A 25,543-nucleotide genomic window follows, 5' to 3' on the forward strand; every position below is an offset into this window, starting at 1 on the left:
AATGCATATTGAAATGAAAAACATTTCAAAGGCGTTCAATGGAAATCCTGTTTTGAAGAATGCACAGTTTATGATTGAAACAGGAGAAGTCCATGCATTGATGGGGGAAAATGGAGCGGGTAAATCAACACTCATGAAGATTTTAACAGGTGTATACAAAAAAGATGGTGGGACAATCACAATTGATGGGCAAGAGCGCACCTTTAAAAATGCGAAAGAAGCTGAAGAGTACGGCATCGCATTTATACATCAAGAACTAAACATATTGCCGAATTTAACAGTAGCTGAAAATATGTTTCTCGGTAAAGAGTTAATGTATGGGAAAACAGGTATTTTACGCACTCGACAAATGAATGCGATTGCGCAGCAGCAACTAGCGGAGTTAGGGTTGCATGTAAGAGGCGCTATGTTAGCAGAGGAATTATCGGTTGGACAACAGCAAATTATCGAAATTGCGAAAGCATTAATGACAAACGCGAGCGTTATTATTATGGATGAGCCTACTGCGGCACTGACGGATCGTGAAATCGAAACGCTCTTTACAGTAATCAATAAGTTACGTAAAGAAGGTGTTTCATTCGTGTACATTTCGCATCGTATGGAAGAGATTTTCTCAATATGTGATGCTATTACGATTTTGCGTGATGGAGAATACGTCGGAAAGAGATTAATTCCAGAAACATCATTTGATGAAGTAGTGAGTATGATGGTGGGGCGCAGCATTGGTGAACGTTATCCAGAGCGAAATAGTCAAATTGGTGATGTCATTTTTGAAATGCGTAACGGAACGAAGAAAGGGAAATTTGAAAATGTTTCGTTTCAAGTGAGGAAAGGTGAAATCCTTGGTGTAGCTGGTTTGATGGGGGCTGGTCGCACTGATATTATGAAAGCGATATTTGGTTATGAACCTTTAGACTCTGGACAAATTTTTATAAATGGACAAGAAGTAAAGATTGATAGTCCAATAGATGCAATTAGACAAAGAATTGCTTTTATTACAGAAGATAGAAAGTCTGAAGGATTAGTGTTAGATTTTTCAATTCGAGAAAATTTAGCTTTACCGAATTTAGAAAGTCTTTCAAAGGGAAGTATTCTAAGCAACGAGCTAGAACAACAGTTTACAGAGGATATGATGAAGCTTCTTAATGTGAAAGCATCTAGCGGAGAGCAGGCAGTGAAATCTCTTTCTGGTGGAAATCAGCAAAAGATTGTAATCGCAAAATGGCTAGGCATTCATCCGCAATTACTCATTTTAGATGAGCCAACAAGAGGTGTTGATGTTGGAGCGAAAAAAGAAATTTACTCTATTATGAATAAGCTTACAGAGCAAGGCGATGCCGTTATTATGGTATCATCTGAGCTTCCGGAAGTTTTAGGGATGAGTGATCGAGTTCTTGTTATTCATGAAGGAAAAGTCGGCGGAATTTTAGGGAAAGATGAGGCATCACAAGAGTCTATTATGGCACTAGCTACAGGGGGAGAGTAAGGATGGCTAAGAAGGGGAATGTATTACAACAACTCGGTTCTTTAATCGGTTTAGTATTAATTATCGTCGTAATTACAGCTTTAAATCCAGCGTTTATTGAAATTCCAAATTTATTTAATATACTGCGTCAAGTATCGATTAATGCGCTTATTGCATTCGGAATGACCTTCGTAATTTTAACAGGGGGTATTGACTTATCGGTAGGTTCTATTTTAGCATTATCAAGTGCACTTGTTGCTGGAATGATGGCAAGTGGCATGGATCCGTTCCTTGCAATGGCAGTTGGATTATTAGCAGGTCTTGTAATGGGAATTGTAAACGGTATCATCATTGCGAAAGGAAAAGTAGCTCCATTTATTGCAACTTTGGCAACAATGACTATTTTTCGTGGGTTGACGCTTGTTTATATGGACGGACGTCCGATCACTGGTCTTGGTGATCATTTAATGTTCCAAATGTTTGGCCGCGGTTATTTTCTTGGTATTCCGGTACCAGCTGTTACAATGATGATCGCTTTCGCAGTACTGTACTTCATTTTGAAGAAAACGACATTTGGTCGCCGTACATTTGCAATTGGTGGAAATGAAGAAGCAGCAGCACTATCAGGTATTAATGTTACGAGAATTAAAGTAATGATTTACGGTCTTTCCGGAATTTTGGCAGCGCTTGCAGGTATTGTCTTAACATCACGATTAGATTCTGCACAGCCGACTGCAGGTACTTCTTATGAATTAGATGCAATTGCAGCAGTTGTATTAGGTGGAACAAGTCTTTCTGGGGGAAGAGGATGGATTGTTGGTACATTCATCGGTGTACTTATTATCGGTGTATTAAATAACGGTTTAAATTTATTAGGTGTATCTTCTTTCTTCCAACAAGTTGTAAAAGGACTTGTAATCTTACTAGCTGTATTAATTGATCGCAGAAAAGAAGCGTAATGGAGGGACAGTTCATGAAGAAATGGTTACTTATACTCGTTGCATGTATTATGGTCATTACTGCTGGTTGTTCAATGGAACCGCCAGAATGGGCAAAGGATTCTAGCGATAAAGGTCGAAATAAAACTATTAAAGTTGGATTCTCTGTTTCAACTTTAAATAATCCCTTTTTTGTAACTTTGAAAAAGGGTGCAGAAAAGAAAGCGAAAGATAGTGGCATTGAATTAATTGCTGTTGATGCACAAAATGATGCAGCAAAGCAAACGAACGATGTTGAAGATTTAATTCAAAAGGGTGTCGATGTAGTTGTTATTAATCCGACCGATTCAGATGCTGTTGCTTCAGCAGTAAGTGCGGCAAATGCAGCAAATGTTCCTGTTATTACAGTAGACCGCGTTGCGAATTCAGGTAAGGTTGTTTCTCACATTGCTTCTAACAATATCGAAGGTGGTCAAATGGCTAGTGATTACATTCGTGAATTAGTTGGCGAAGGAGCAAACGTTGCTGAGTTAGAAGGAATCCCTGGATCTTCCGCTGCTCGTGAACGTGGGAAAGGATTCCATAACGTAGCCGATAAGTCTTTAAAAGTAGTTGCAAAACAAGCAGCTGATTTTGATAGAGCGAAAGGATTATCTGTTATGGAAAACATTTTGCAAGCAAATGGTGATATTAAAGCCGTGTTTGCGCATAACGATGAGATGGCATTAGGTGCACTTGAAGCATTGAAGTCTGCTGGAAAAACAGATGTAGTCGTTGTTGGATTTGATGCAACAGACGATGCAGTGAAAGCGGTTAACGATGGGCGTATGGCTGCAACAGTTGCTCAAAAACCGGAATTAATCGGGGAGAAGGCGATGCAAACAGCAAAAGAGATAACACAAGGTAAAAAAGTGGACAAATCTATTCCGATTGAATTAGAGCTTATTAAGAAAAATAAATAAATATAAAATGAAAATTAGGAAGGAAGAACAACAAATGAAATTCTTTATTGATACAGCAAACGTTAACGAAATTAAAGAGGCAAATGAATTAGGTGTATTAGCTGGAGTAACGACAAATCCATCACTTGTAGCAAAAGAAGGCGTAGATTTCCACGAACGCATTCGTGAAATTTGCAACGTTGTAGAAGGACCTGTAAGTGCAGAAGTAATTAGCTTAGAAGCTGATAAGATGATTGAAGAAGGAAAAGAACTAGCGAAGATTGCTCCAAACGTTGTAGTAAAAGTTCCAATGACAACAGAAGGTTTAAAAGCAGTAAAAGCGTTCTCTGATTTAGGAATTCGTACAAACGTTACATTAGTGTTCTCAGCAGTTCAAGCATTACTTGCGGCTCGTGCTGGTGCAACATACGTTTCACCATTCTTAGGTCGCTTAGACGATATCGGTCATAACGGTATGGATTTAATTCGTCAAATCGCAGAAATCTTTGCAATTCATGGCATCGAAACAGAAATCATTGCAGCATCTGTACGTCACAGTGTTCACGTAACTGACGCAGCATTAAACGGTGCACATATTGCAACAATCCCAGCAAACGTAATTGCTTCATTAGTGAAGCACCCATTAACAGATCAAGGAATTGAGAAATTCTTAGCTGATTGGGAAAAAACACAAGAGAAATAATAGAAAAGCAAGAATCCTAGTTTAATTGACTAGGATTCTTTTTTTATTTAAAAGAATTTTCATGCAATTTTGCATATTGTCTTTTAAATTTGTTATATAAGATATTTAATATATATCACATAACTCTTTATTTTTCATATTTCGACATAAAGTGAAACTTTAATCAGTGGGGGCTTTGTTCATCCCCCCACTGATTATTAATTGAACCAAGGGATAAAAAGATAGAGGGTCTGACCAGAAAACTGGAGGGCATGATTCTATAACAAAAAGCTTAATGTTTATAGAATTATGTCTTTTTATATAGGGAGGGTAGTAAACAGAGATTTTGACAAAAATGCACCAATTTATCTGAATTTTAAGTTTTATAAAAGGGGAGAAATGGAATGAGAAGAAAAGCACCATTTAAAGTGTTGTCATCATTAGCAATTGCGGCAATTATCGGATGTACATCTGTAATGAGTGCTCCGTTAGCATATGCAGAAACGGCAGCAAAAAAGAAAGATAATGTATCTACAACACCAATTGATTACAATTTAATTCAAGAAGATCGTTTAGCGGAAGCACTGAAAGAAAGAGGAACAATTAATCCATCATCTTCTAAAGAAGAGACGAAAAAAGCTGTTGAGCAATATATTGAAAAGAAACAAGGAGATCAGGCGAATAAAGAAATTCTTCCAGATGCTCACTCACAAGAAACGTCTGATTTCACAAAAAAAGTAAAAGAGAAAAAGATGGAAGAAAAGGAAAATGTAAAAAAGGCTGAAAAAAATGTTAGCCTTGAGCAAAAGCCAGAACCAAATAAAAATCAATTGAATGGGCAAGTTCCAACTTCAAAAGCAAAGCAAGCTCCATATAAGGGATCTGTTCGATCGGATAAAGTATTAGTGCTACTCGTTGAATTTAGTGATTATAAACATAATAATATTGATCAAACACCAGGTTATATGTATTCGAAAGACTTTAGTAGAGAACATTATCAAAAGATGTTGTTCGGTAATGAGCCTTATACTTTATTTGATGGTTCAAAAGTAAAAACGTTTAAACAATACTATGAAGAGCAGTCTGGTGGTAGTTATACGACAGATGGATATGTAACGGAGTGGCTAACTGTTCCAGGAAAAGCATCTGATTATGGAGCTGATGGTAGCAGTGGTCACGATAATAAAGGTCCGAAAGGTGCACGTGATTTAGTGAAAGAAGCTTTGCATGCAGCTGCTGAGAAAGGACTAGATTTATCCCAGTTTGATCAATTTGATAGATATGATACAAACGGGGACGGGAATCAAAATGAACCTGACGGTGTAATTGATCATTTAATGGTAATCCATGCTGGTGTTGGTCAAGAAGCTGGTGGCGGTAAATTAGGTGATGATGCGATCTGGTCACATCGTTCAAAATTAGCAGTAGATCCAGTAGCGATTGAAGGTACGAAATCAAAGGTAGATTACTTTGGTGGTAAAGTAGCAGCACATGATTACACAATTGAACCAGAAGATGGAGCTGTAGGTGTGTTTGCACATGAATTTGGACATGATCTTGGATTACCAGATGAATATGACACGAAATATACTGGAAATGGTTCACCAGTCGAAGCTTGGTCATTAATGAGTGGAGGTAGTTGGACAGGGAAAATCGCAGGAACAGAGCCGACTAGTTTTTCACCACAAAATAAAGACTTCTTACAAAAGAATATGGGTGGCAACTGGGCAAAAATATTAGAAGTAGATTACGATAAAATTAAGAGTGGTGTGGGAGTTCCTACCTATATTGATCAAAGTGTTACGAAATCAAATCGTCCAGGCGTTGTACGTGTTAACTTACCAGGTAAAAGTGTTGAAACGATTAAACCGGAGTTTGGAAAGCATGCATATTATAGTACAAGAGGCGATGATATGCATACAACGTTAGAGACACCATTCTTTGATTTAACAAAGGGAACAAATGCAAAATTCGATTATAAAGCAAATTATGAGTTAGAAGCAGAGTGCGATTTCGTCGAAGTACATGCAGTAACAGAAGATGGAACGAAGACGTTAATTGATAGACTTGGAGAAAAAGTAGTCCAAGGAGATAAAGATACAACAGATGGGAAATGGATTGATAAATCATATGATTTAAGTCAATTTAAAGGCAAAAAAGTGAAACTACAATTCGACTATATTACAGATCCGGCTGTAACATATAAAGGTTTTGCGATGGATAATGTAAATGTAACTGTTGATGGACAAGTTGTATTTTCTGATGATGCAGAAGGAAATTCTAAAATGAATTTAAATGGTTTTGTTGTTTCTGATGGGACAGAGAAGAAAGCTCATTATTACTACTTAGAATGGAGAAACTATGCGGGATCAGATAATGGATTAAAAGCAGGAAAAGGTCCAGTGTACAATACAGGTCTTGTCGTTTGGTATGCAGATGATAGCTTTAAAGATAACTGGGTTGGGATGCATCCAGGTGAAGGATTCCTTGGTGTTGTTGACTCTCATCCAGAAGCGCTAGTTGGTAATTTAAACGGGAAACCAGCATACGGTAATACGGGCATGCAAATTGCAGATGCTGCATTTTCATTTGATAAAACACCAGCATGGAGTGTAAATTCATTAACACGTGGTCAGTTTAACTATTCTGGATTACAAGGTGTTACAACTTTTGATGATTCAAAAGTATATAGTAACAAGCAAATTGCAGACGCAGGAAGAAAAGTTCCAAACCTTGGACTTAAATTCCAAGTTGTTGGACAGGCAGAAGATAAATCGGCAGGCGCTGTTTGGATTAAACGCTAATAACATAAAAGCACATTCTTCATATGAAGAGTGTGCTTTTTAATTTGTACAGTAAGTTATTATTTTAGCTTATGTAATACAAGTCTCTGTTCATATGTAGTGTATCAAATTATGTGGGGAAAGGAAATATTTCCGAGGAAATTGTCGAAGTATCGTCGGTATTTATACACCTTTTTTGTAAAAGAAGAAATGTAGTATTGCCTTTACAGTTTAATTTATTTACATTGTTACTTGGTTACTTGGTTACACACAAAAGTAATATATTCGGCAGTAAAAGAGCGCTATTGGATAGTGCTCTTTTTGTAGATAGAAAGGAGTTGAGTTAAATGAAAGAAATAATTGAATGTCCACAGTGTGAAGGAGAGATTACTGCGCAACATATTATTGATCTCCCGCATCCTTTTTCATTCAGATGTCTACACTGCAAGGTGAAGTTAAAAGAAATGAGAATCACACCGTGCTTAATATTAGCAGCAATTTGTATCATTCCACTGTTTATTATAATTGGAGAGAGTATTAAGGAATTACTAGTAAAATATTTTTCTATTATAGATGATGTACCAACTGTACTTATTTTCTTCTTATTTTGTTATCCATTGTATTATTTCTATGAAAAATATAATGCTATATTGTTTATTAAATACGGCTTATTGAAAGTTAAAAGTTGAATTGAATAGGAGATTATCATAATGCTTTGGAAAATATATTTAGTTATTGTAGCAATGTTAGCTATTATTTCGTTAGTAAGGGGCATGTTTCAAACACCAATTCAAAAGTTTGACTTTGTAGTTTCTATTATTACGTGGATAGGGCTCTTTGGTTTTGTATTTGATATACAAATATTAACCTCAATTGTTTGGAAATGTATCTTCTTGTTTAGCGTCATTTGGACTTTAACTGCAGTTTTTGTTTTTCGTTTATATGAAGAGCGAGATGAGCCGTTACCTTTTATATTTAAATTAATTGGCATTATTCCAACGCTTCCATTATATTACGGATTATATCAATATGCATTTTAAAAAAGACAATGATGGATTATCCCATCATTGTCTTTTTTACTTTGCTTCTTACATAAATCATCCCAGCAAATGTTAATAAAAATGCTGTCCCGATAATGAAGCTGATGCTGGGTGATGCTCCGATTGCGCCGACTGTAAAGGAGCCAGCAACAACTCCTAATGAGAAGAAGGCATAAAATAATCCGAATGCCTTTCCGCGATTATCGTCTGTAGTATTTTCAACGAGTAAAGCGTTAATAGACGGGAAGAGGATTGCGAATCCAATTCCATAAATCATCATTACGATAAAGAGCATACCTTTTGTAGCAAATAATCCGAGTAAAGATAATGCGAATGCCATAACTGCAATTCCGATTAGCATTAGTTTCGAACGATTAAATCGATCGTAAATACGATTTGTTGGAAGCAAGAAGAATAGGATAGCAGTTATACCAAATATACTTAACATCATGCCTGTTGTGGATGCTTTAAGCGCTAATGCCTCAACTTTTACTGGTAACATATAAGTGACAATTCCTTGTGAAAACATTAATGTGAAAGCACCAATATATGCTTGTAATAACGGTTCTGATTTTAAAAGTTCAACCATATCTTCTTTGTTCATCATTTGCGTTCTTGATGTATCTTTTCTTGATACGTTATTTGGTAAGAAGAATAGAGATACGATCGAACCAAGAGCCATTAAAATAGAAATAGTAATGAAGACCCATTCTACGCCAGCTGTTGCTTTCATAATACCGCTGAAAGCCGGTCCTACGATTGCGGCTGTTCCAACAGCAGCACCAGATAGAGCCATTGCTTTTCCTTGTCTTTTTGCATTTGTTTGTTTTGATAAGAATGTAAAGGCAGCAGGAATTAAAAAGCCATCACTAAATCCATGCATAAAGCGAACAACTAATAGTTGTTCACCACTTTGAACAACGGTGTATAACAAGACTATGAAACTCGTAATTCCCATGCTTATATAAAGGATTTTTTTTGCACCAAATTTATCGACAGCTGCTCCAGCAATAATATTACCGATCATATTAGCGAATGAGTACATACCGACAACTAGCCCGATAATAAGAGGGGTTCCTCCAAGGCTTTGAGCGAAAGTACTCATAATAGGTAATTGTGAAAATGTATCTAAAAAAGCCACGATAACGATAAAGTAAATAAAATGTTTCAAGCGATATTCACCTCTCCTATGCTATTATGGCACAATGCTAATTTCACCTGCAATGAAATTGAATTAACAGATGTGGAAAAAAGTACAAAGTGACAAAATATTGAACGTTATTTGTAAAAAATTAGTAGAGATGCGATTGTTTTTTTGAAATATATGGATAGAAGTATTATAATAGAATTGTAAACTTCACCAGGTTAAGTATATACATAGAGAGGGATGTATAAAATGAAAGCACTACTTTGGCATAATCAACGTGATGTACGAGTAGAAGAAGTACCAGAACCAACAGTAAAACCAGGAACAGTGAAAATCAAAGTTAAATGGTGTGGTATTTGTGGGACAGACTTGCATGAATATTTAGCAGGGCCTATTTTTATTCCAACAGAAGAACATCCATTAACACATGTGAAAGCACCTGTTATTTTAGGGCATGAGTTTAGTGGTGAGGTAATAGAGATTGGTGAAGGAGTTACATCTCATAAAGTGGGAGGCCGCGTTGTTGTAGAACCAATTTATTCTTGTGGTAAATGTGAAGCTTGTAAACATGGACATTACAATGTTTGTGAACAACTTGTTTTCCACGGTCTTGGCGGAGAAGGCGGCGGTTTCTCTGAATATACAGTAGTACCAGAAGATATGGTTCATCACATTCCAGATGAAATGACGTATGAACAAGGTGCGCTTGTAGAACCAGCAGCAGTAGCAGTTCATGCAGTACGTCAAAGTAAATTAAAAGAAGGGGAAGCTGTAGCAGTATTTGGTTGCGGTCCAATTGGACTTCTTGTTATCCAAGCAGCTAAAGCAGCAGGAGCAACTCCTGTTATTGCAGTTGAACTTTCTAAAGAACGTCAAGAGTTAGCGAAATTAGCAGGTGCGGATTATGTATTAAATCCAGCAACTCAAGATGTGTTAGCTGAAATTCGTAACTTAACAAATGGTTTAGGTGTAAATGTTAGCTTTGAAGTAACAGGTGTTGAAGTTGTACTACGTCAAGCGATTGAAAGTACAAGCTTCGAAGGACAAACTGTAATTGTTAGTGTATGGGAAAAAGACGCAACAATTACTCCAAATAACTTAGTATTAAAAGAAAAAGAAGTTATTGGTATTTTAGGATACCGTCACATCTTCCCAGCTGTTATTAAATTAATTAGCTCTGGTCAAATTCAAGCAGAGAAATTAATTACGAAAAAAATTACAGTCGATCAAGTTGTTGAAGAAGGATTTGAAGCACTTGTAAAAGATAAAACACAAGTGAAAATTCTTGTTTCACCTAAATAAGATAGAATCGAATAGAGTAGCCCTTTTCTAGAAATAGAAGAGGGCTACTTTTTTTCTATACTGAAAGGTGATAGACTTTCCTTTGACTAAATGTATTTTTGTTTGGAAGGGAGAATCTAATGCTTTCATTTTTGTTAACTTTAAAGCGAATGTTAAGAGCCTGTTTACGAGCGTGGAAAGATAAAGAATTTCAAGTATTATTCGTATTAACAATTTTGACTTTAATATCGGGTACGATTTTTTATAGTACAGTTGAAGAATTACGTCCTATTGACGCTTTATATTTTAGTGTGGTCACGTTGACGACTGTCGGTGATGGGAATTTTAGTCCGCAAACTGATTTCGGAAAGATATTTACAATCTTATACATATTTATTGGGATTGGATTAGTGTTTGGATTTATTCATAAGTTAGCAGTTAATGTACAATTGCCAAGTATATTATCGAATAGAAAAAAAGAGTAAAGCATTCAGATGCTTTACTCTTTTTTTACATTAGTTTAGACAAGCCTTAATAATAGTTTATTAAAATGAAAGTGTATTCATTCATTATATTCACTGTGTATAAAGTTATAATGATATGAACATTTGCATATTTTAATTTATTGATAGAAATTTCGTGAAAGGTGGGATATTCTAGTCATAGGTTAACCGGACGACATCATAGGATCCTAACAAAATGTTTACAATAATTCAATTATAAAATGGAGGATTTTATATGAAAAAGAAAGTACTTGCTTTAGCGGCAGCTATTACATTAGTTGCTCCATTACAAAGTGTTGCATTTGCTCATGAAAATGATGGGGGACAGAGATTTGGAGTTATTCCGCGCTGGTCTGCTGAAGATAAACATAAAGAAGGCGTGAATTCTCATTTATGGATTGTAAACCGTGCAATTGATATTATGTCTCGTAATACAACACTTGTAAAACAAGATCGAGTTGCACTATTAAATGAATGGCGTACGGAGTTAGAGAACGGTATTTATGCTGCTGACTATGAAAATCCTTACTATGATAATAGCACATTTGCTTCACATTTCTATGACCCTGACAATGGGAAAACTTATATTCCGTATGCAAAGCAGGCAAAGGAAACTGGAGCTAAGTATTTTAAATTAGCTGGTGAGTCTTACAAAAATAAAGATATGAAACAAGCATTCTTCTATTTAGGATTATCTCTTCATTATCTAGGGGATGTAAACCAACCGATGCATGCAGCAAACTTTACGAACCTTTCGTATCCACAAGGGTTCCATTCTAAATATGAAAACTTTGTAGATACGATAAAAGATAACTATAAAGTAACGGATGGAAATGGATATTGGAACTGGAAAGGTACGAATCCAGAAGATTGGATTCATGGAGCGGCAGTAGTTGCGAAACAAGATTACGCTGGCATTGTAAATGATAATACGAAAGATTGGTTCGTGAGAGCTGCTGTATCACAAGAATATGCAGATAAATGGCGCGCTGAAGTTACACCAATGACAGGTAAGCGTTTAATGGATGCACAACGTGTTACTGCTGGATATATTCAGCTTTGGTTTGATACGTACGGAAATCGTTAAGTATTTAAAAAAGGTCAAATCTCAGAATAGAGTATTTGGCCTTTTTATCACTATACAATACATGGAGGTATGAAACGTGAAAGGTAAATTGCTAAAAGGTGTACTTAGCTTAGGTGTTGGTCTAGGAGCTTTATATAGCGGAACGTCAGCTCAAGCAGAAGCGTCTACAAATCAAAACGATACATTAAAAGTGATGACGCATAATGTATATATGCTATCAACAAACTTATATCCGAACTGGGGACAAACTGAGCGTGCTGATTTAATCGGGGCGGCAGATTATATAAAGAATCAAGACGTAGTTATATTAAATGAAGTGTTTGATAATAGCGCATCAGATCGTTTATTAGGGAATTTGAAGAAAGAATATCCAAATCAAACAGCAGTATTAGGTCGTAGTAGTGGAAGTGAATGGGATAAAACGTTAGGAAACTATTCATCTTCAACTCCTGAAGATGGTGGCGTTGCGATTGTGAGCAAATGGCCAATCGCTGAAAAGATTCAATATGTATTTGCAAAAGGATGCGGGCCAGATAATTTATCGAATAAAGGATTTGTATACACGAAAATTAAGAAAAATGATCACTTTGTTCATGTAATTGGTACGCATTTGCAAGCGGAAGATAGTATGTGCGGAAAAACTTCACCTGCATCTGTACGTACAGACCAATTAAAAGAAATTCAAGACTTTATTAAAAATAAAAATATACCAAATAATGAGTATGTGTTAATTGGTGGTGATATGAACGTAAATAAAATAAATGCAGAGAACAAGAATGACTCAGAGTATGCATCTATGTTTAAAACATTGAACGCTTCTGTACCATCTTATACTGGACATACAGCGACTTGGGACGCAACGACAAACAGTATTGCAAAATATAATTTCCCTGATAGTCCTGCTGAGTATTTAGATTATATTATTGCAAGTAAAGACCATGCGAACCCATCGTATATAGAGAATAAGGTGTTACAGCCGCAATCTCCACAATGGACTGTTACATCATGGTTCCAAAAATATACGTATAATGATTACTCTGATCATTATCCAGTAGAGGCGACTATTTCTATGAAGTAGTTTCAAAAAGTTTCTTCGTAAAGAAGAAACTTTTTTTATTTGCAAACAGGAAAATCACACTTTCTTTCCAATATGTATAAGACATATTGAGAAGAGGAGAGAAAAATGTGGATCGAGGAATTTTTAAAGAAGTTCCATTACCTTGTGCATTTTTGGATGAAGTGGCTTTAGATAGAAATATTCAATCGATTATAGAGTTAAGTGGAAATAAAAAGATTCGTATAGCGAGTAAATCGTTACGCTCTGTTCCGATTATGCAAAAGATACTAGCTGCAAATGATCGATTTCAAGGTATTATGTGCTTTTCACCTAGAGAGATTTTATTTTTAATAGAACAAGGATTTAATGATTTATTGCTTGGATATCCTGCTTACGATGAAAGAGCTCTGTATGAAATTAGTTTGTTAACAAAGGAAGGTTTCATTATAACTTGTATGGTGGATTGTGAAGAGCATATTGTGTATTTAGAAAACATTGCTGAGCAATCTAAAGGATGTTTTCGTGTTTGTTTGGATATTGATATGAGTAGTCGCTTCTTTCAATTTCATTTTGGTGTACAAAGGTCCCCAGTAAAAAATGTGCAGGATGCGTTGAAAGTAGTAGAAAAGGTGAGAAGGTCATCATATTTAATGTTAGATGGTGTAATGGGATATGAAGCTCAAATTGCCGGGGTGGGCGATTATATACCGAATCAATGGTTGAAAAGTAAAGTGATTTCGTATTTAAAGCAGAAATCAGTGCTAGAAGTTAAAGAAAGAAGAGAACATATTGTAAAAGCAATACAAAACATTGGTATTGAGCTAAGGTTTGTAAATGGAGGCGGAACAGGAAGCATAAAAACAACCGAGAAAGATAATTCAGTTTCAGAGATTACAATAGGTTCTGCTTTTTATTCTCCGAAGCTGTTTGATTATTATAAAGAGGTGAAATTTCATCCAGCGGTCGGATTTGCCTTACCAGTTGTGCGTAAACCAGTCCCGTTTATTTACACTTGCCTAGGTGGTGGATATATTGCTTCAGGAGCAGTTGGAAAAGATAAAGAGCCTGAAGTTTGGAGACCGAAGGGTGCAAAATTATTAGCTTTAGAAGGTGCTGGCGAGGTACAAACGCCAATTTTTTATAACGGCGAGGAACGAGTGGATATAGGAGAGACCATTTTGTTTCGTCATAGTAAGGCTGGTGAATTATGTGAACGCTTTCCTTTTTTATATCGTGTTAAAAAAGGAGAGATTGTCGGGGAGTATTCAACATATCGGGGGGATGGCCAATGCTTTCTATAAAGGGACAAAAGTGGAGAAATTGGACAGGGAATGTAGAAGGAACGCCGCATTATACGATGTATCCAGAAAGTATACAAGATGTAGTAGAAGTTGTGGGGCTTGCGCGAAAAAAGGGAAAGAAAATTCGTGTTGTCGGTTCAGGACACTCGTTTACCCCCCTTGTGCAAACGGAAGAAGTTTTAGTTTCTTTAGATGAATTGAAGGGTATTGTGAATATTGATGCAGAGAAGATGGTTGCTGAAGTATGGGCAGGAACAAAGTTATATGATTTAGGGAAGTTACTTGAGGAAAAAGGTTATGCGCAAGAAAATTTAGGGGATATTGATTCGCAATCTATTGCAGGAGCGATTAGTACGGGGACTCATGGAACGGGTATTACCTTTGGGAGTTTATCAACACAAGTTATAGAGATTACGGCAGTTCTATCTAATGGTGAGAGTATAGTTTGTTCGGAAGCTGAGAACGTAGAATATTGGAGAGCGTTTCAGTTGTCACTTGGAATGTTAGGTATCATTGTAAAGATAAAATTGAAGGTTATTCCAGCGTATTCACTCGTTTATGAAAGTGAAAAACAGTCATTATCCACTGTAATGAACAAACTAGAAGAATATAAGAAGCATCGTCATTTTGAATTTTTCGTTTTTCCTTATTCTGATGAAGTACAAGTGAAACTTACGAACGAAACAACGAATAAAGGCAGTGATTTGAAATGGCATAAACTAAAGGTGGAGTTACTTGAAAATAGGATGTTCTCTTTACTATCTAAAGGATGTAAATGGTTTCCTTCTATAAGTAAAGGCGTGAGTCGGTTATCAGCTAAAGCTGTACCAAACACAAAAATAATTGGCCCGAGCTATGAAGTATTTGCTACATCACGTACGGTGCCATTTTATGAAATGGAGTATAGCATTCCTTCAAAGTATATGAGGACGGTTGTAGAAGAAATCTCAAATCTTATTGAAAAGAAAAAGTATAAGGTGCACTTCCCAATCGAATGCCGCTATGTGAAAGGGGATGATATATGGCTTAGTCCGGCCTATGGAAGAGATTCAGCATATATCGCTGTTCATATGTATAAAGGTATGAAATATGCTGCTTACTTTGGCGAAGTGGAAAAGATTTTTCTGAAGTATGAAGGGCGTCCACATTGGGGGAAAATGCATACATTATCGTATGAACAATTACAATATATATATCCAGAGTTTCATTCGTTTTTACAGGTGAGGAAATCTCTAGATGAACTTGGAATGTTTTTTAATCCTTATGCGGAGAAGTTATTTATCCCGCTATTTGTCAGGCAGTAAGACCCCTACGTCAAAATTCAGTGGAAGCAAAGAAGTTAGGTGAGGGCTAATTAAAGTTTCACATTATGTATATGAAAAAGCTGACAAATAATTATTTGTCAGCTTTTTTTAGTGTAATTGCATTTCTTGTATGACTAATATGTTCATAAAATAGTAGTTTATCCCGGCTAAATACATGTAGTAAAACATGAATAATAAATAGGCCGTTAATGATGAATAGGAATAACAATGTAACGAGTAATATTAGAGGCTCTGTGTGATTTAAAATAGAGCTACTAGAAAGAATATAATTGATTCCACCTAACGCAAAATAAAATATACCGTAGCGAATAAATAGTTCTTTTAATGTAATACGATTTGATTTTCCTTTCACGTGAATGCGAAGCAATGCTTTCCCAATTGTTTTTCCGTTAGTAAAGTATGGAATAATAATAAAGTAAATAAGGATTGAACACGTAATGAAAATGAGTTCATACATATTGGTGTAAGATTGCATATTAGAAACGAAGAAAGAATTTCCTTTGTTTTTAACGACAGGTACGACGATAGATAAGAAAATCCAATCAATTTGCATCGCGATAAGGCGACGAATGAATCCGACTGGTTTCGTTTCCAAATCAATATGACTATCTAACTCGTTTGTCTTCGGAAGGAAGTACGTAAATATTGGTGCAATGATAAAACCAATTACGCCACCTAATGTATTTAAAAACAAATCATCGATATCAAATAATCGGTATGCACAATTGTATATACCGTATAATCCAGTCACTTGTGTTAGCTCGAAAAATAGTGAAAGGAAAAAGGAAATGCAAATTGTTTGTAAGAAACTACGTCGGAAATAATAACGTAAGTAAATACCGAATGGAACAGTTAATAGAACGTTAAAGGCAACTTGTAAAAACGCAGACTCTTTTAATAAGTAGAAATAAGTAGCTGGTTTCGTTAAAACTGCCGATGTATGACTACTAATCTCTTGTATGAAATAAAATGGTGCGAGTTGCATGTGTTGTGTATTAGCCGGTTGTAGGCTACAAGTATCAAACGTTTGTGGCAACGGCAAAATAACAAGAAAATAGGCATTTAATAAGTAAAGTAATAGTGAGTATAAAATAAATGAGCGCCATTTATTTAAATAACCGTATTTTCGATAATTAAATATTAAAAAAGGGATTAAAAGAAACATTGCTAAAAAAGGAAATAAAATAAATGCTGTTTTCACTGGAAATAAATATGCAGTCAAAGTAAAACTCCTTTCAATAAAAATTCGTTTATCATTATAGCGCTAAAAATATTTAAATACAAAGTTAAAACCTTTCGAAATAGAAAAAATTACTAATTTGATAGGGATTAAGTTATAATAAATTTAATATAAGGATATTGTGATTATATAAGTTGAGAGAGGGTACAAGAGATGCGATATGAACTTTTTTCTGTAAGTGGGGATCATATTACGACTTTTGAAAGTGCATGGCGTTTTCAGGAGGGAGAACAGATTTTTGTTCATGATGATCAAACAAAACGAAACTTTATTATTATTCGGCTGACGCATGATGTATTTCAACAAAATAAACATGTTATTCGTTTGTATTGTCAAGAGAAGAAAGTGTATGCATAAGAGAAGCCCTCTTACAGTATGAAAAGTAAGAGGGTCCTTATCTCGTTATTTGTGAACAGCCCAATTGATGAGGGCTGATTAATTTAACTTTATCATTTTGGCCCTCGTTAGGAATAAAAAGAGAAGGATTAATGCACATAGGTAGCATTTGATTTGGAAGAAAGGATATAGCCTTGTATTTTGTGCTTCAAAGTTTCATTGCCTTCTTTTTGAGAAAGCCATGTATGGTAATCTTGTTGTGTTTTCCATAACATACGAATCATATACTCTGCCTTATCATTTGTACGATGAACAGGTGAAAACTCTATGTTAATACAACCGTTCGTTCCGGGGGAAGGATAATATTGTTTAAGCCCATAAAGTAGCTCATTTTCATATTCGTACTTAATGTGAATGAGTTTTGTAACTATAAACATATAAACACCTCTTTTACGATAATAGTAGGAAAGATAGAATTACTGTAATAGTGAACTTGATAAATATTATACTATTCTGAAAATTGTAAGTGAATAATAGGTTTTAACTTAATAAAGGTATAAAAAAGCGAGTCATTCTATTACACTAGATGACTCGCTTTTAATTTGTAAGTTTTACTTTATAAGAAAATAAGAGTAAGTACACCTACGATAATACAATAGAAAGAGAAATATTTTAAATTTCCTTTTGCCATAATGTTCATAAACCATTTTAGTGAAATATACGTCATGATAAATGTTGCGATGAATGCAACGACATATGGTACGAATAATGTGTCTAGATTTGGGTCATTTGCAATGTCTGTAATGCTTAACAATAAGCCACCTAAGCTAACAGGAATGTATAGTAAGAATGAGAAGCGAAGAGCTGTTTCTTGCTTCATACCAAGTAACATTGCTGCTACGATTGTGGCACCAGATCGGCTTATTCCGGGAATCAGTGCACAAGCTTGTGCTAATCCGACGATGATTGCATCTTTCATAGAAAGGTCGCCATCATTTTTACGACCGCGTAAATTTCTAATAATCCAAAGGCCGACAGCAGTAATAAGAAGGGAAACCCCAACCATCTTCACACCTTTTAAGTACTGATCGATGTAATCTTTAAATAAAACACCAATAACACCTGCTGGAATGGTTGCAATAACAAGATAAATAATAAAGAAGAAATCTGATTTTGCGTCTTCTGCTCTTGTAAATATATAAGAGAGACCATTCTTCGTTAGACGAATTAAATCATTTCTATAAATAAGTAATACAGCTAATAATGAAGCTGAATTAACAAGTAGTTCGAAGCTAAACCCTTCTATTTTTAGTCCTAGCAAATGTTGTGCTAAAACGAGATGACCACTTGAAGAAATCGGAATTGGTTCTGTTAGTCCTTGGAACAGACCGAGAATTAAATATTTTAAAACGTAGTAAAATTGTTCCATAATAACCTCCTTGTTTATTAGTTGAAAGAAACAACTTTTCCATTATAACAAAGATATGGATGAATATTGAAAAGAAATAAATATTCAAAATAAAATAAAAATCCCTTATAGCAGTATAAGGGATTCTTAATTTTAATTAAGAAGTCACTGTTCCTTGAAGACTTTTAGATAATTGAACATCGACTTTTTCAGCATCATGAATATGATTCATAATAGTAGTATTTAATTTTTGGAACATTTGTTGTGTGTTAGCGAATTCTCGTAATATGTCATCATTACAAGACTTTTGGTTTTCGATAGCCTTAATAACATTTGTAGCACCATTTTGTAACGTTTGAATCATAACTAAAATATTTTCAATTCTAGCATTTGTATCGGCGCTCATTTCTACACCTTCATCGACTAAATGTAAATTATCTTTTGTGTTATCATATGCTTTTTCAATTTCTTCTTGTATTTTTTTCGTTAAGTTGCCGATGTTTTTTGTACTTTCTGCTGTACTTTCCGCTAGTTTTCTTACTTCATTGGCAACGACGGCGAATCCTTTACCGTGCTCTCCAGCACGTGCGGCTTCAATACTCGCATTTAATGCAAGTAAATTTGTTTGTGCTGCAATGTTTTGAATGACTTCTACAATTTGCTCGATTTCCTTTGAGCGTTCGCTTAGATGATTCATACTATTAGACGTGCGTTGAGATTGTTCACCTAATTTATTAATTACAATAAGTAAACGGTGAACGGATTCTTTTCCTTCATTAGAGCAGTCAATAATTTCTGCAATAGACTGAATTAAGCTTTGTTCCTTTTGTAACATTTCATTATTTAACTCATTGGAATGTGTCGTACGTGTTGAAACATTTTCGAAACATGAACTTAACTGTTGAACTAAATTTTGAAGTGTATTATGTTGGTTATTTACAAGTTGATGCTCTTGGATAACGCTTTGTACACGATCGTGGATAGTAGAAATAGTCTCTTGCTTTTCGATATCTTTTTGTTTTAATTCTGCTTCTAATTCTTGTATACGCTCTTCTAATTGAGCAATTGTATGTTGGAGTGATTTTTTTTGAGTAAACATGTATTTATTTCAACCGCCTTCGAAAGTTATATTTTCTCTATATTTGGATTTTAGCATCTTTTGTATTTTTTAAATATAGGAATTGTTAAATATTTAAGAATCTATTACATTTTATTCATAATTCTCTTTTTTTCGTCACGAAAAATAAACTGTATTTAATCGTTTTGTAAACAAACTGTAAAATAAATCATGTATAACTGTATAAGAAGGGAGTCGGATTATGAACTATTTTAAGCGAATCAGCTGTCTAGTATTAGCAGGAATTATCGGTCTTTCTAGTACAGTCGCTGTTAAAGCAGAGTCAAACGACGAGAAACTTAACAACATGCAACAGCAATTGCAACAAAACGATGCAGAAATGCAAAAGAAAGAGCAAGAGAAGCAAGCTGTTAGTAAAGAAATTAAAGGTATCGAAAACGAACTACATAATTTAAATAATACAATTGCAAAAAATAAAGAGGATCAAGCTGCTATTCAACGTAAAATCGATGAAACACATAAGCAGATTGAGCAAAAAAAGCAAGAAATTGTCGTTTTGGAGGATAAAGTCCTTGCTCGTAAAGATATTATGAGAAAACGTATGGTTTCTGTTCAAAACAGTTCAAATACAAGTTTAGTAGTAGAAGTTGTAGTAGAGTCAAAAAACTTTGCAGACTTCTTACAACGTATGAACGCAGTTTCTACTATTCTAGAAGCTGATAAAGAAATTTTACGTCTACAAGAACAAGATCTTCGTCAAATTGAAGAGGACAAGAAAACAATTGACGAAAAAGAAGCATCTTTAGTAGTAGACAAACAAAAATTAGCAAAAGCGCAAGCTGAACTGCAAGATAACTTGAAAAAACGTCAAGATAACTTACAAACAGTTCAAGCTAAATATAATGAAGTTGCAAGTCAACTTAATTTAGCAGCGGAAGAAAAAGCTAAAATTGAATCAAATATGAAGACAGTACAAGAAACGATTGCTCGTGAGCAAGAAGCAGCAAGAATCGCAGCGGAAGAGCGTGCAAAAGCAGAAGCGGCTGCAAAAGCAGAGCAAGAAGCTTTAGCGAAAGCACAAGCAGAAATTGCTGAAAAGCAAAAGCAGGAAAAAGCTAGTAAACCAGCTGAACCAGTTGCTAATAATAATTCGAAGGTAGAACCTACCAAACCTGCACAACCTGAACCACCTTCTAAGCCAACTGCTGGTGGGAAAGAAATTTATGTAGAAGCTACAGCTTATACAGCTGATCCAGCGGAAAATGGTTATGCACCAGGTCAACAAGTATTTTCTGCATGGGGACACTATAACTTAACTGCAAACCCAGGAATGAAATTAATTGCTGTAGATCCAAATGTTATTCCATTAGGTAAGACTGTAAATGTTGAAGGTTATGGAGTAGCAATTGCAGCCGATACTGGTGGAGCTATTAAGGGGCATAGAATTGATGTTTTAATGCCAGATAAAGGTTCATCAAGTAGTTGGGGCAGAAGAACAGTTAAAGTTACAATTTTAAACTAACACGTAATCCAACTTTACAATACGTAGAGTTGGATTTTTTTATAATAATAATGTTAAGTTGAGTTTACATTTTGTTAAGGATAGCATACAATAATGGTGAGAGGTGGTAAATTTGACCATTTTAAACAGAGTAAAAGAATTAAGAGCTCGTTTTAACTTTACGCAAAGCGTATTAGCAGAAAAGGTTGGAGTAACGAGACAAACAATTGCAGCAATTGAAAAAGGGGATTACGTTCCTTCGTTGTTATTGGCACTTACGATTTGTGATGTGTTTCAGTTAAAGATGGAAGATGTGTTTGTTTTAAATAAGGAGGGGGAAAAGGATGAATAGAATTGTTTTTTCTTATATTATAAATGTACTCTATACTGCACTAGCATGTTGGACATTTGTTGAATTTTATAGTGTTATTACAGAGTTAGCAGATATAATTAAAAACGAGAAATTCCCGTTTGAAGTATGGTTTAATGGAGTACCATTCATTTTATTATTTATTGGAGCAATTATAGTTACAATTTTTTATAGAATTCAAAAGAAAAAATATAAGAATTTATCTTTTTGGATGTATCCATTATTATTTCCACTAGAAGATGAACGTGAAAAAGCGATTACGGATAAAGCTTGTAGAACAACATTTGTATCGTTATGGTTTGTGTTACCTTGTGCAGTTGGATTTTTAACTTTTTCGCCTATTATTAATGAATATCTTCCTGGATACCCATTATATATTCTATTTTCTATTTTCTTTATTCAAATGACAGTATTTCACGTATCACTATACAGAAATAAATTAGCTTAAAAAGAAACCTTCTTGCACCGGCAAGAAGGTTTCTTTTTAAGCTAATACTTGTACATATAGCGATATTATTTTATCATTTTATATAGAGTAAGATTTTGTAAGGGAAAGGAACTGTGTATGAATAAGCAAAGAATTTATAGTATAGTAGCAATTCTGCTATTTGTTGTAGGTGGCGTGTTAATTGGAAAGCCATTTTATGATGGATATCAGGCTGAAAAGAAACAGACTGAAAATGTGCAGGCTGTTCAAAAGATGGATTATGAAAAGCATGAGACGGAATTTGTAGATGCTTCCAAAATTAATCAACCAGACTTGGCGGAAGTAGCGAATGCATCATTAGATAAGAAACAAGTAATTGGTCGTATTTCGATTCCAAGTGTTTCAGTAGAACTGCCTGTTTTAAAAGCTTCTACTGAAAAAAACTTATTATCAGGTGCAGCGACAGTAAAAGAGAATCAAGTTATGGGAAAAGGAAATTACGCATTAGCAGGACATAATATGTCTAAAAAAGGTGTTTTATTTAGTGATATAGCTTCTTTGAAAAAAGGCGATAAAATTTATTTGTATGACAATGAAAATGAATATGAGTATGCGGTTACTGGTGTATCTGAAGTGACTCCTGATAAGTGGGAAGTTGTAGAGGATCATGGGAAAGATGAGATAACGCTTATTACATGTGTATCTGTAAAGGACAATTCTAAGCGTTATGTTGTTGCTGGTGATTTAGTAGGAACGAAGGCGAAGAAGTAAAAAAGAAGGGGAACTCTTTAAAGAGTTCCCCTTCTTTTTTACTAATGTTGAGAAATAATAGAATATTTCGGTTTGTATTTAATTATTCTTCTATTTATGTATAATAAATTTAGAATTCTATATTTTGGGAGGAACAAGAGTGAGACAACAGGTGAAGAAACTTCTTTTAACAACGAGTATAGCGTTATTGGTAGCTCCAATTTCAGCTTATGCGCATCCAGGGCGTACAGATGCTAATGGCGGACATACGTGTCGTACAAATTGTGAGAAGTGGGGATTACAGTACGGGGAATATCATTATCACAATAAACCAGCTTCTAGTAGTGGCGCAACGAGCCCAGCTCCTAGTCAGAATAATAATAGTGCTGTAGAAGCTGAGAGACAAGCAGAAGCACAGCGCAATACTGAGGCTGAAAAACAACGTGCTGCAGAAGCACAGCGTAAAGCTGAAGAAGAGAAACAACGTGTAGCCGAGGAACAAAGAAAAGCTGAAGAGGCACGTAAGCAAGAGGAAGCGCAGCGCCAAGCTGATATGGAAAAAGGTCAACTTGAAGGTCAAAAGAATGGAGAAACTGATTTTAAAGCAGGAAAAAATGATGCAGAAGTGCATGTAGCTGGAAAATCTGATGCATATAAACAAGCGTTTAAAGCGACTTATGTAGCCGCATGGTCTTTAGAAGAGCAGAAGAAAACGCATTTTGAAAAAGGAAAAGAACAAGGTTTAGCACAAGAGACGATGGACGATAGTCAAGTTGCTCCAGAGTTTAAGGTAAACTTTGCAGACGGGTTCAAAGTAGGGAATAAAGAAAGAACCGAAAAAATTGAAAAAGAGCAAGCTGAATTAGGGGAAAAGACAGGGAAAGAACTAGCTGAAAAGAATCCTGAAAATAGAGAGAAAGAAGTATACGTGAAGGCATATGAAACAGCGTATGAAAAAGGCTATAAGTCTACAAAAAAGGCAGTAGAAAAGGCTGGCTATAAGTATGCATTTGAAAACTATGATTTAAAAGTTCCTGCTAAGTATGAACGAAATGAATTGTTAAAGAAGTGGTTTACTGAAGGATTTAAATCGAATAAAAAAGCAGCGGAAATTCGAGAAGAAGGGTATAAAAAAGGAGACAGCTGGTTCTCATTCTTCTATAAGAGTTTCGTACCAAGTGAATATAAAGAACATAAAGAGCTGTACGAACAAGCAATAGAAAAAGGTAAAACAGCATAAAAAAGATGAGGAGAAATTCCTCATCTTTTTTAATCCATCCATTTCACTAATTTCTTAGAAATTAATAATAAAACACAGCCTAATACAATTGCCACAGCGCCAATAACTGTGAATACTTCAGCGTATCCAAGTGAAGTTGTGAAGCTTGCGAGTTGTCCGCCTAAAATGTTGGCGATACCTGAACTTGCTAGCCATACACCCATTAATAAAGATGCTAATTTTACCGGAGCAAGCGCACTAACCATTGATAGTCCGACAGGTGATAAGAATAGCTCACCTAACGTATGGAAAAGATACGTAAAGACGATAAACAGTAAGTTTGCTTTTTCTGTAATGTTATGTTCATCACTACCTGTTTTTAATGTAGCGATAACGAGAATGATATAACCGATACCGAGTAAGATCATACCAAGTCCCATTTTAGTTGGGATTTTTAAATCACCCTGCTTGCGAGTTGCAAGTTTTGCCCATAATGCAGAAATGACTGGAGCAAGTAAAATAATAAATAATGGATTGACCGATTGGAACCAAGATGTTGGAACTTCCCATCCGAACACAGAGCGGTCTACAAATTTGTTTGTATATAATGTTAATGAGCTACCAGCTTGTTCAAAGCCAGCCCAGAAGAAGACAACGAAGCATGTTAAAATGACAATAACTGCGGTACGTTGTTTTTCTTTTTTTGTTAACGGTGTATCTCCTACTGATGGTTGTCCAGCAGCTGTTTGTAAATCACGAGTTGGTTTTTTACCGATATTACCAAGGAAGCGATTTGATAGTGTTGTAAATAAAATTTGTCCAATGATCATTCCGATTGAAGCGGCTAAGAAACCGTAACGGAATCCGTAATGTACAACGCCATCAACTGTTGTTTTGAATAAATTTTCTGATAAAAATCCACAAACGAGTGGAGCTAAAAATGACCCGACGTTAATACCCATATAGAAAATGGTAAATGCACTATCACGTTTTGGATCGTTCTCTTCGTATAATTCTCCAACCAGTGTAGAGATGTTCGGTTTGAAGAATCCGTTACCTATAATAATAAGCGCTAATCCGAGGTATAGACCTAATTGGTTTTGCAAGGCAAATAGTGTAAGGTTACCGATTGCCATTGTTATACCACCAATTGTGATTGCTTTTCGTCTACCTAGAAAACGGTCTGTTAAGTATCCACCAATCATTGGTGTGAAATAACAGGCTCCAGTATAAAATCCGTAAATAGAGAGTGCCCATGCGGGACTAAACCCAAGACCACCGCTTACTAAAGCTGTCGTTAAATATAATGTTAATAATCCTCGTAATCCATAGTAACTAAATCTTTCCCACATTTCTGTAAAGAAGAGTAAGTATAAACCTGGAGGATGTTTCTTTTTTCTTTGTTGTTCTCTTTCTAGTTGTATCGCTGATTCCATGTTATTTTCCTCCTGACACAAACAAAAACAAAGTTAATAATTTTGTACATTTAATATTTTACCTTATTAACTATTATAAGTCAATAAAGGTTGATTTTTCAGAAGAAATTGGAAAAGAGGAATAGCTATAGAATGGGTGTTTCTTTTGTGATAGACTATGGACTATGTTTTCTTTGTAAGGAAGCGGGTTATTGTACTTTTTTATATGTGAAATTGATTTCATAAAAG

At 35.2% G+C, this 25,543-nt stretch carries 24 protein-coding genes and 1 pseudogene; 19 read left to right on the forward strand and 6 right to left on the reverse strand.

Translation table 11 applies throughout. The features are described 5' to 3' along the window. The first annotated feature begins 1 nt into the window (after window position 1). The 7 genes from rbsA to NST27_RS03350 all read left to right on the forward strand — a co-directional run bounded on the left by rbsA (window position 2) and on the right by NST27_RS03350 (window position 7,849). On the forward strand, window positions 2-1,486 hold the full coding sequence (rbsA, locus tag NST27_RS03320; protein WP_001986250.1) for a ribose ABC transporter ATP-binding protein RbsA: 1,485 nt from the start codon (window positions 2-4) through the stop codon (window positions 1,484-1,486). A gap of 2 nt (window positions 1,487-1,488) precedes the next feature. Then, window positions 1,489-2,424, forward strand: coding sequence for an ABC transporter permease subunit (locus tag NST27_RS03325; protein WP_001074641.1), 936 nt, complete (start codon window positions 1,489-1,491; stop codon window positions 2,422-2,424). A 14-nt stretch (window positions 2,425-2,438) separates the two neighbouring features. Next, the gene (gene rbsB / locus NST27_RS03330; protein WP_000758974.1) at window positions 2,439-3,365 is read left to right on the forward strand and encodes a ribose ABC transporter substrate-binding protein RbsB; all 927 of its coding nucleotides are present in this window, start codon (window positions 2,439-2,441) and stop codon (window positions 3,363-3,365) included. A gap of 34 nt (window positions 3,366-3,399) precedes the next feature. Then, window positions 3,400-4,047: a fructose-6-phosphate aldolase gene (gene fsa, locus NST27_RS03335; protein WP_000667698.1), complete on the forward strand. Its 648-nt coding sequence runs from the start codon at window positions 3,400-3,402 to the stop codon at window positions 4,045-4,047. Window positions 4,048-4,430: 383 nt separating this feature from the next. Beyond that, complete coding sequence (gene inhA2, locus NST27_RS03340) at window positions 4,431-6,830, forward strand: M6 family metalloprotease immune inhibitor InhA2 (RefSeq protein WP_001252961.1); 2,400 nt, start codon at window positions 4,431-4,433, stop codon at window positions 6,828-6,830. A gap of 326 nt (window positions 6,831-7,156) precedes the next feature. Continuing rightward, on the forward strand, window positions 7,157-7,498 hold the full coding sequence (locus tag NST27_RS03345) for a hypothetical protein (RefSeq protein WP_000658665.1): 342 nt from the start codon (window positions 7,157-7,159) through the stop codon (window positions 7,496-7,498). A 21-nt stretch (window positions 7,499-7,519) separates the two neighbouring features. Then, window positions 7,520-7,849, forward strand: coding sequence for a hypothetical protein (locus NST27_RS03350; RefSeq protein ID WP_000964465.1), 330 nt, complete (start codon window positions 7,520-7,522; stop codon window positions 7,847-7,849). A 16-nt stretch (window positions 7,850-7,865) separates the two neighbouring features. Here the strand turns inward: NST27_RS03350 and NST27_RS03355 are convergent, their stop codons facing one another. Further along, a complete protein-coding gene (locus NST27_RS03355; RefSeq protein WP_000680154.1) occupies window positions 7,866-9,020 on the reverse strand; it encodes an MFS transporter in 1,155 nt (384 codons plus the stop codon). A gap of 225 nt (window positions 9,021-9,245) precedes the next feature. Between NST27_RS03355 and bdhA the strand changes: the two genes are divergently transcribed. The 6 genes from bdhA to NST27_RS03385 all read left to right on the forward strand — a co-directional run bounded on the left by bdhA (window position 9,246) and on the right by NST27_RS03385 (window position 15,529). Next, a complete protein-coding gene (gene bdhA, locus NST27_RS03360; protein ID WP_000645829.1) occupies window positions 9,246-10,298 on the forward strand; it encodes a (R,R)-butanediol dehydrogenase in 1,053 nt (350 codons plus the stop codon). A 119-nt stretch (window positions 10,299-10,417) separates the two neighbouring features. Next, a complete protein-coding gene (locus NST27_RS03365; RefSeq protein WP_000948209.1) occupies window positions 10,418-10,762 on the forward strand; it encodes a potassium channel family protein in 345 nt (114 codons plus the stop codon). A 253-nt stretch (window positions 10,763-11,015) separates the two neighbouring features. Further along, the gene (cerA, locus tag NST27_RS03370) at window positions 11,016-11,867 is read left to right on the forward strand and encodes a phospholipase CerA (RefSeq protein ID WP_000730997.1); all 852 of its coding nucleotides are present in this window, start codon (window positions 11,016-11,018) and stop codon (window positions 11,865-11,867) included. Between the two features lie 76 nt (window positions 11,868-11,943). Continuing rightward, window positions 11,944-12,945 carry a sphingomyelinase C gene (gene sph, locus NST27_RS03375; RefSeq protein ID WP_000676789.1) on the forward strand — a complete coding sequence of 334 codons (1,002 nt, stop codon included), beginning with the start codon at window positions 11,944-11,946 and terminating at the stop codon, window positions 12,943-12,945. 107 nt (window positions 12,946-13,052) lie between these two features. After that, entirely contained in the window at window positions 13,053-14,225 is a 1,173-nt protein-coding gene (locus NST27_RS03380) for an amino acid deaminase/aldolase (protein ID WP_000373743.1), read from the forward strand. Then, window positions 14,213-15,529 carry a D-arabinono-1,4-lactone oxidase gene (locus tag NST27_RS03385; protein ID WP_000948950.1) on the forward strand — a complete coding sequence of 439 codons (1,317 nt, stop codon included), beginning with the start codon at window positions 14,213-14,215 and terminating at the stop codon, window positions 15,527-15,529. The genes NST27_RS03380 and NST27_RS03385 overlap by 13 nt, the downstream gene beginning before the upstream one ends. 91 nt (window positions 15,530-15,620) lie before the next feature. Here the strand turns inward: NST27_RS03385 and NST27_RS03390 are convergent, their stop codons facing one another. Then, window positions 15,621-16,772: a VanZ family protein gene (locus tag NST27_RS03390; protein ID WP_000128012.1), complete on the reverse strand. Its 1,152-nt coding sequence runs from the start codon at window positions 16,770-16,772 to the stop codon at window positions 15,621-15,623. A gap of 171 nt (window positions 16,773-16,943) precedes the next feature. Here NST27_RS03390 and NST27_RS03395 point away from each other — a divergent pair, with 171 nt between their 5' ends. After that, the gene (locus NST27_RS03395; protein ID WP_001268332.1) at window positions 16,944-17,147 is read left to right on the forward strand and encodes a hypothetical protein; all 204 of its coding nucleotides are present in this window, start codon (window positions 16,944-16,946) and stop codon (window positions 17,145-17,147) included. Window positions 17,148-17,275: 128 nt separating this feature from the next. On the opposite strand, the gene NST27_RS03400 is transcribed toward NST27_RS03395, so the two are convergent. From NST27_RS03400 to NST27_RS29505, 3 genes and pseudogenes are all read right to left on the reverse strand, one after another. Then, on the reverse strand, window positions 17,276-17,563 hold the full coding sequence (locus NST27_RS03400; protein WP_000471239.1) for a hypothetical protein: 288 nt from the start codon (window positions 17,561-17,563) through the stop codon (window positions 17,276-17,278). A gap of 179 nt (window positions 17,564-17,742) precedes the next feature. Continuing rightward, window positions 17,743-18,555, reverse strand: coding sequence for an undecaprenyl-diphosphate phosphatase (locus tag NST27_RS03405; protein WP_000434796.1), 813 nt, complete (start codon window positions 18,553-18,555; stop codon window positions 17,743-17,745). A 136-nt stretch (window positions 18,556-18,691) separates the two neighbouring features. Beyond that, a pseudogene (locus NST27_RS29505) lies at window positions 18,692-19,222 on the reverse strand (methyl-accepting chemotaxis protein); the annotation flags it as partial. 631 nt (window positions 19,223-19,853) lie between these two features. Here NST27_RS29505 and NST27_RS03415 point away from each other — a divergent pair. The 5 genes from NST27_RS03415 to NST27_RS03435 all read left to right on the forward strand — a co-directional run bounded on the left by NST27_RS03415 (window position 19,854) and on the right by NST27_RS03435 (window position 23,900). After that, window positions 19,854-21,134, forward strand: a complete 1,281-nt coding sequence (locus tag NST27_RS03415) for a 3D domain-containing protein (protein WP_001105789.1) — start codon at window positions 19,854-19,856, stop codon at window positions 21,132-21,134. A 112-nt stretch (window positions 21,135-21,246) separates the two neighbouring features. Then, window positions 21,247-21,465 carry a helix-turn-helix transcriptional regulator gene (locus NST27_RS03420; protein WP_000154020.1) on the forward strand — a complete coding sequence of 73 codons (219 nt, stop codon included), beginning with the start codon at window positions 21,247-21,249 and terminating at the stop codon, window positions 21,463-21,465. Beyond that, on the forward strand, window positions 21,458-21,931 hold the full coding sequence (locus NST27_RS03425) for a hypothetical protein (RefSeq protein WP_001080043.1): 474 nt from the start codon (window positions 21,458-21,460) through the stop codon (window positions 21,929-21,931). The genes NST27_RS03420 and NST27_RS03425 overlap by 8 nt, the downstream gene beginning before the upstream one ends. Before the next feature lie 117 nt (window positions 21,932-22,048). Continuing rightward, entirely contained in the window at window positions 22,049-22,681 is a 633-nt protein-coding gene (locus tag NST27_RS03430) for a class A sortase (RefSeq protein ID WP_001041724.1), read from the forward strand. A 139-nt stretch (window positions 22,682-22,820) separates the two neighbouring features. Further along, window positions 22,821-23,900 carry a YHYH domain-containing protein gene (locus NST27_RS03435; RefSeq protein WP_061662103.1) on the forward strand — a complete coding sequence of 360 codons (1,080 nt, stop codon included), beginning with the start codon at window positions 22,821-22,823 and terminating at the stop codon, window positions 23,898-23,900. Window positions 23,901-23,929: 29 nt separating this feature from the next. Here the strand turns inward: NST27_RS03435 and NST27_RS03440 are convergent, their stop codons facing one another. Beyond that, window positions 23,930-25,315: a peptide MFS transporter gene (locus NST27_RS03440; RefSeq protein ID WP_000443143.1), complete on the reverse strand. Its 1,386-nt coding sequence runs from the start codon at window positions 25,313-25,315 to the stop codon at window positions 23,930-23,932. Window positions 25,316-25,543 lie beyond the last annotated feature (228 nt).

The sequence above is a fragment of the Bacillus sp. FSL W8-0770 genome, from assembly GCF_038008705.1.
Lineage (GTDB): Bacteria > Bacillota > Bacilli > Bacillales > Bacillaceae_G > Bacillus_A > Bacillus_A cereus.

Bases quoted from the DNA above. Each gene is read 5' to 3' on its own strand.
- rbsA (WP_001986250.1), top strand. From the start codon at position 2: ATGCATATTGAAATGAAAAACATTTCAAAGGCGTTCAATGGAAATCCT.
- NST27_RS03325 (WP_001074641.1), top strand. From the start codon at position 1,489: ATGGCTAAGAAGGGGAATGTATTACAACAACTCGGTTCTTTAATCGGT.
- rbsB (WP_000758974.1), top strand. From the start codon at position 2,439: ATGAAGAAATGGTTACTTATACTCGTTGCATGTATTATGGTCATTACT.
- fsa (WP_000667698.1), top strand. From the start codon at position 3,400: ATGAAATTCTTTATTGATACAGCAAACGTTAACGAAATTAAAGAGGCA.
- inhA2 (WP_001252961.1), top strand. From the start codon at position 4,431: ATGAGAAGAAAAGCACCATTTAAAGTGTTGTCATCATTAGCAATTGCG.
- NST27_RS03345 (WP_000658665.1), top strand. From the start codon at position 7,157: ATGAAAGAAATAATTGAATGTCCACAGTGTGAAGGAGAGATTACTGCG.
- NST27_RS03350 (WP_000964465.1), top strand. From the start codon at position 7,520: ATGCTTTGGAAAATATATTTAGTTATTGTAGCAATGTTAGCTATTATT.
- bdhA (WP_000645829.1), top strand. From the start codon at position 9,246: ATGAAAGCACTACTTTGGCATAATCAACGTGATGTACGAGTAGAAGAA.
- NST27_RS03365 (WP_000948209.1), top strand. From the start codon at position 10,418: ATGCTTTCATTTTTGTTAACTTTAAAGCGAATGTTAAGAGCCTGTTTA.
- cerA (WP_000730997.1), top strand. From the start codon at position 11,016: ATGAAAAAGAAAGTACTTGCTTTAGCGGCAGCTATTACATTAGTTGCT.
- NST27_RS03385 (WP_000948950.1), top strand. From the start codon at position 14,213: ATGCTTTCTATAAAGGGACAAAAGTGGAGAAATTGGACAGGGAATGTA.
- NST27_RS03395 (WP_001268332.1), top strand. From the start codon at position 16,944: ATGCGATATGAACTTTTTTCTGTAAGTGGGGATCATATTACGACTTTT.
- NST27_RS03400 (WP_000471239.1), bottom strand. From the start codon at position 17,563: ATGTTTATAGTTACAAAACTCATTCACATTAAGTACGAATATGAAAAT.
- NST27_RS03405 (WP_000434796.1), bottom strand. From the start codon at position 18,555: ATGGAACAATTTTACTACGTTTTAAAATATTTAATTCTCGGTCTGTTC.
- NST27_RS03415 (WP_001105789.1), top strand. From the start codon at position 19,854: ATGAACTATTTTAAGCGAATCAGCTGTCTAGTATTAGCAGGAATTATC.
- NST27_RS03425 (WP_001080043.1), top strand. From the start codon at position 21,458: ATGAATAGAATTGTTTTTTCTTATATTATAAATGTACTCTATACTGCA.
- NST27_RS03430 (WP_001041724.1), top strand. From the start codon at position 22,049: ATGAATAAGCAAAGAATTTATAGTATAGTAGCAATTCTGCTATTTGTT.
- NST27_RS03440 (WP_000443143.1), bottom strand. From the start codon at position 25,315: ATGGAATCAGCGATACAACTAGAAAGAGAACAACAAAGAAAAAAGAAA.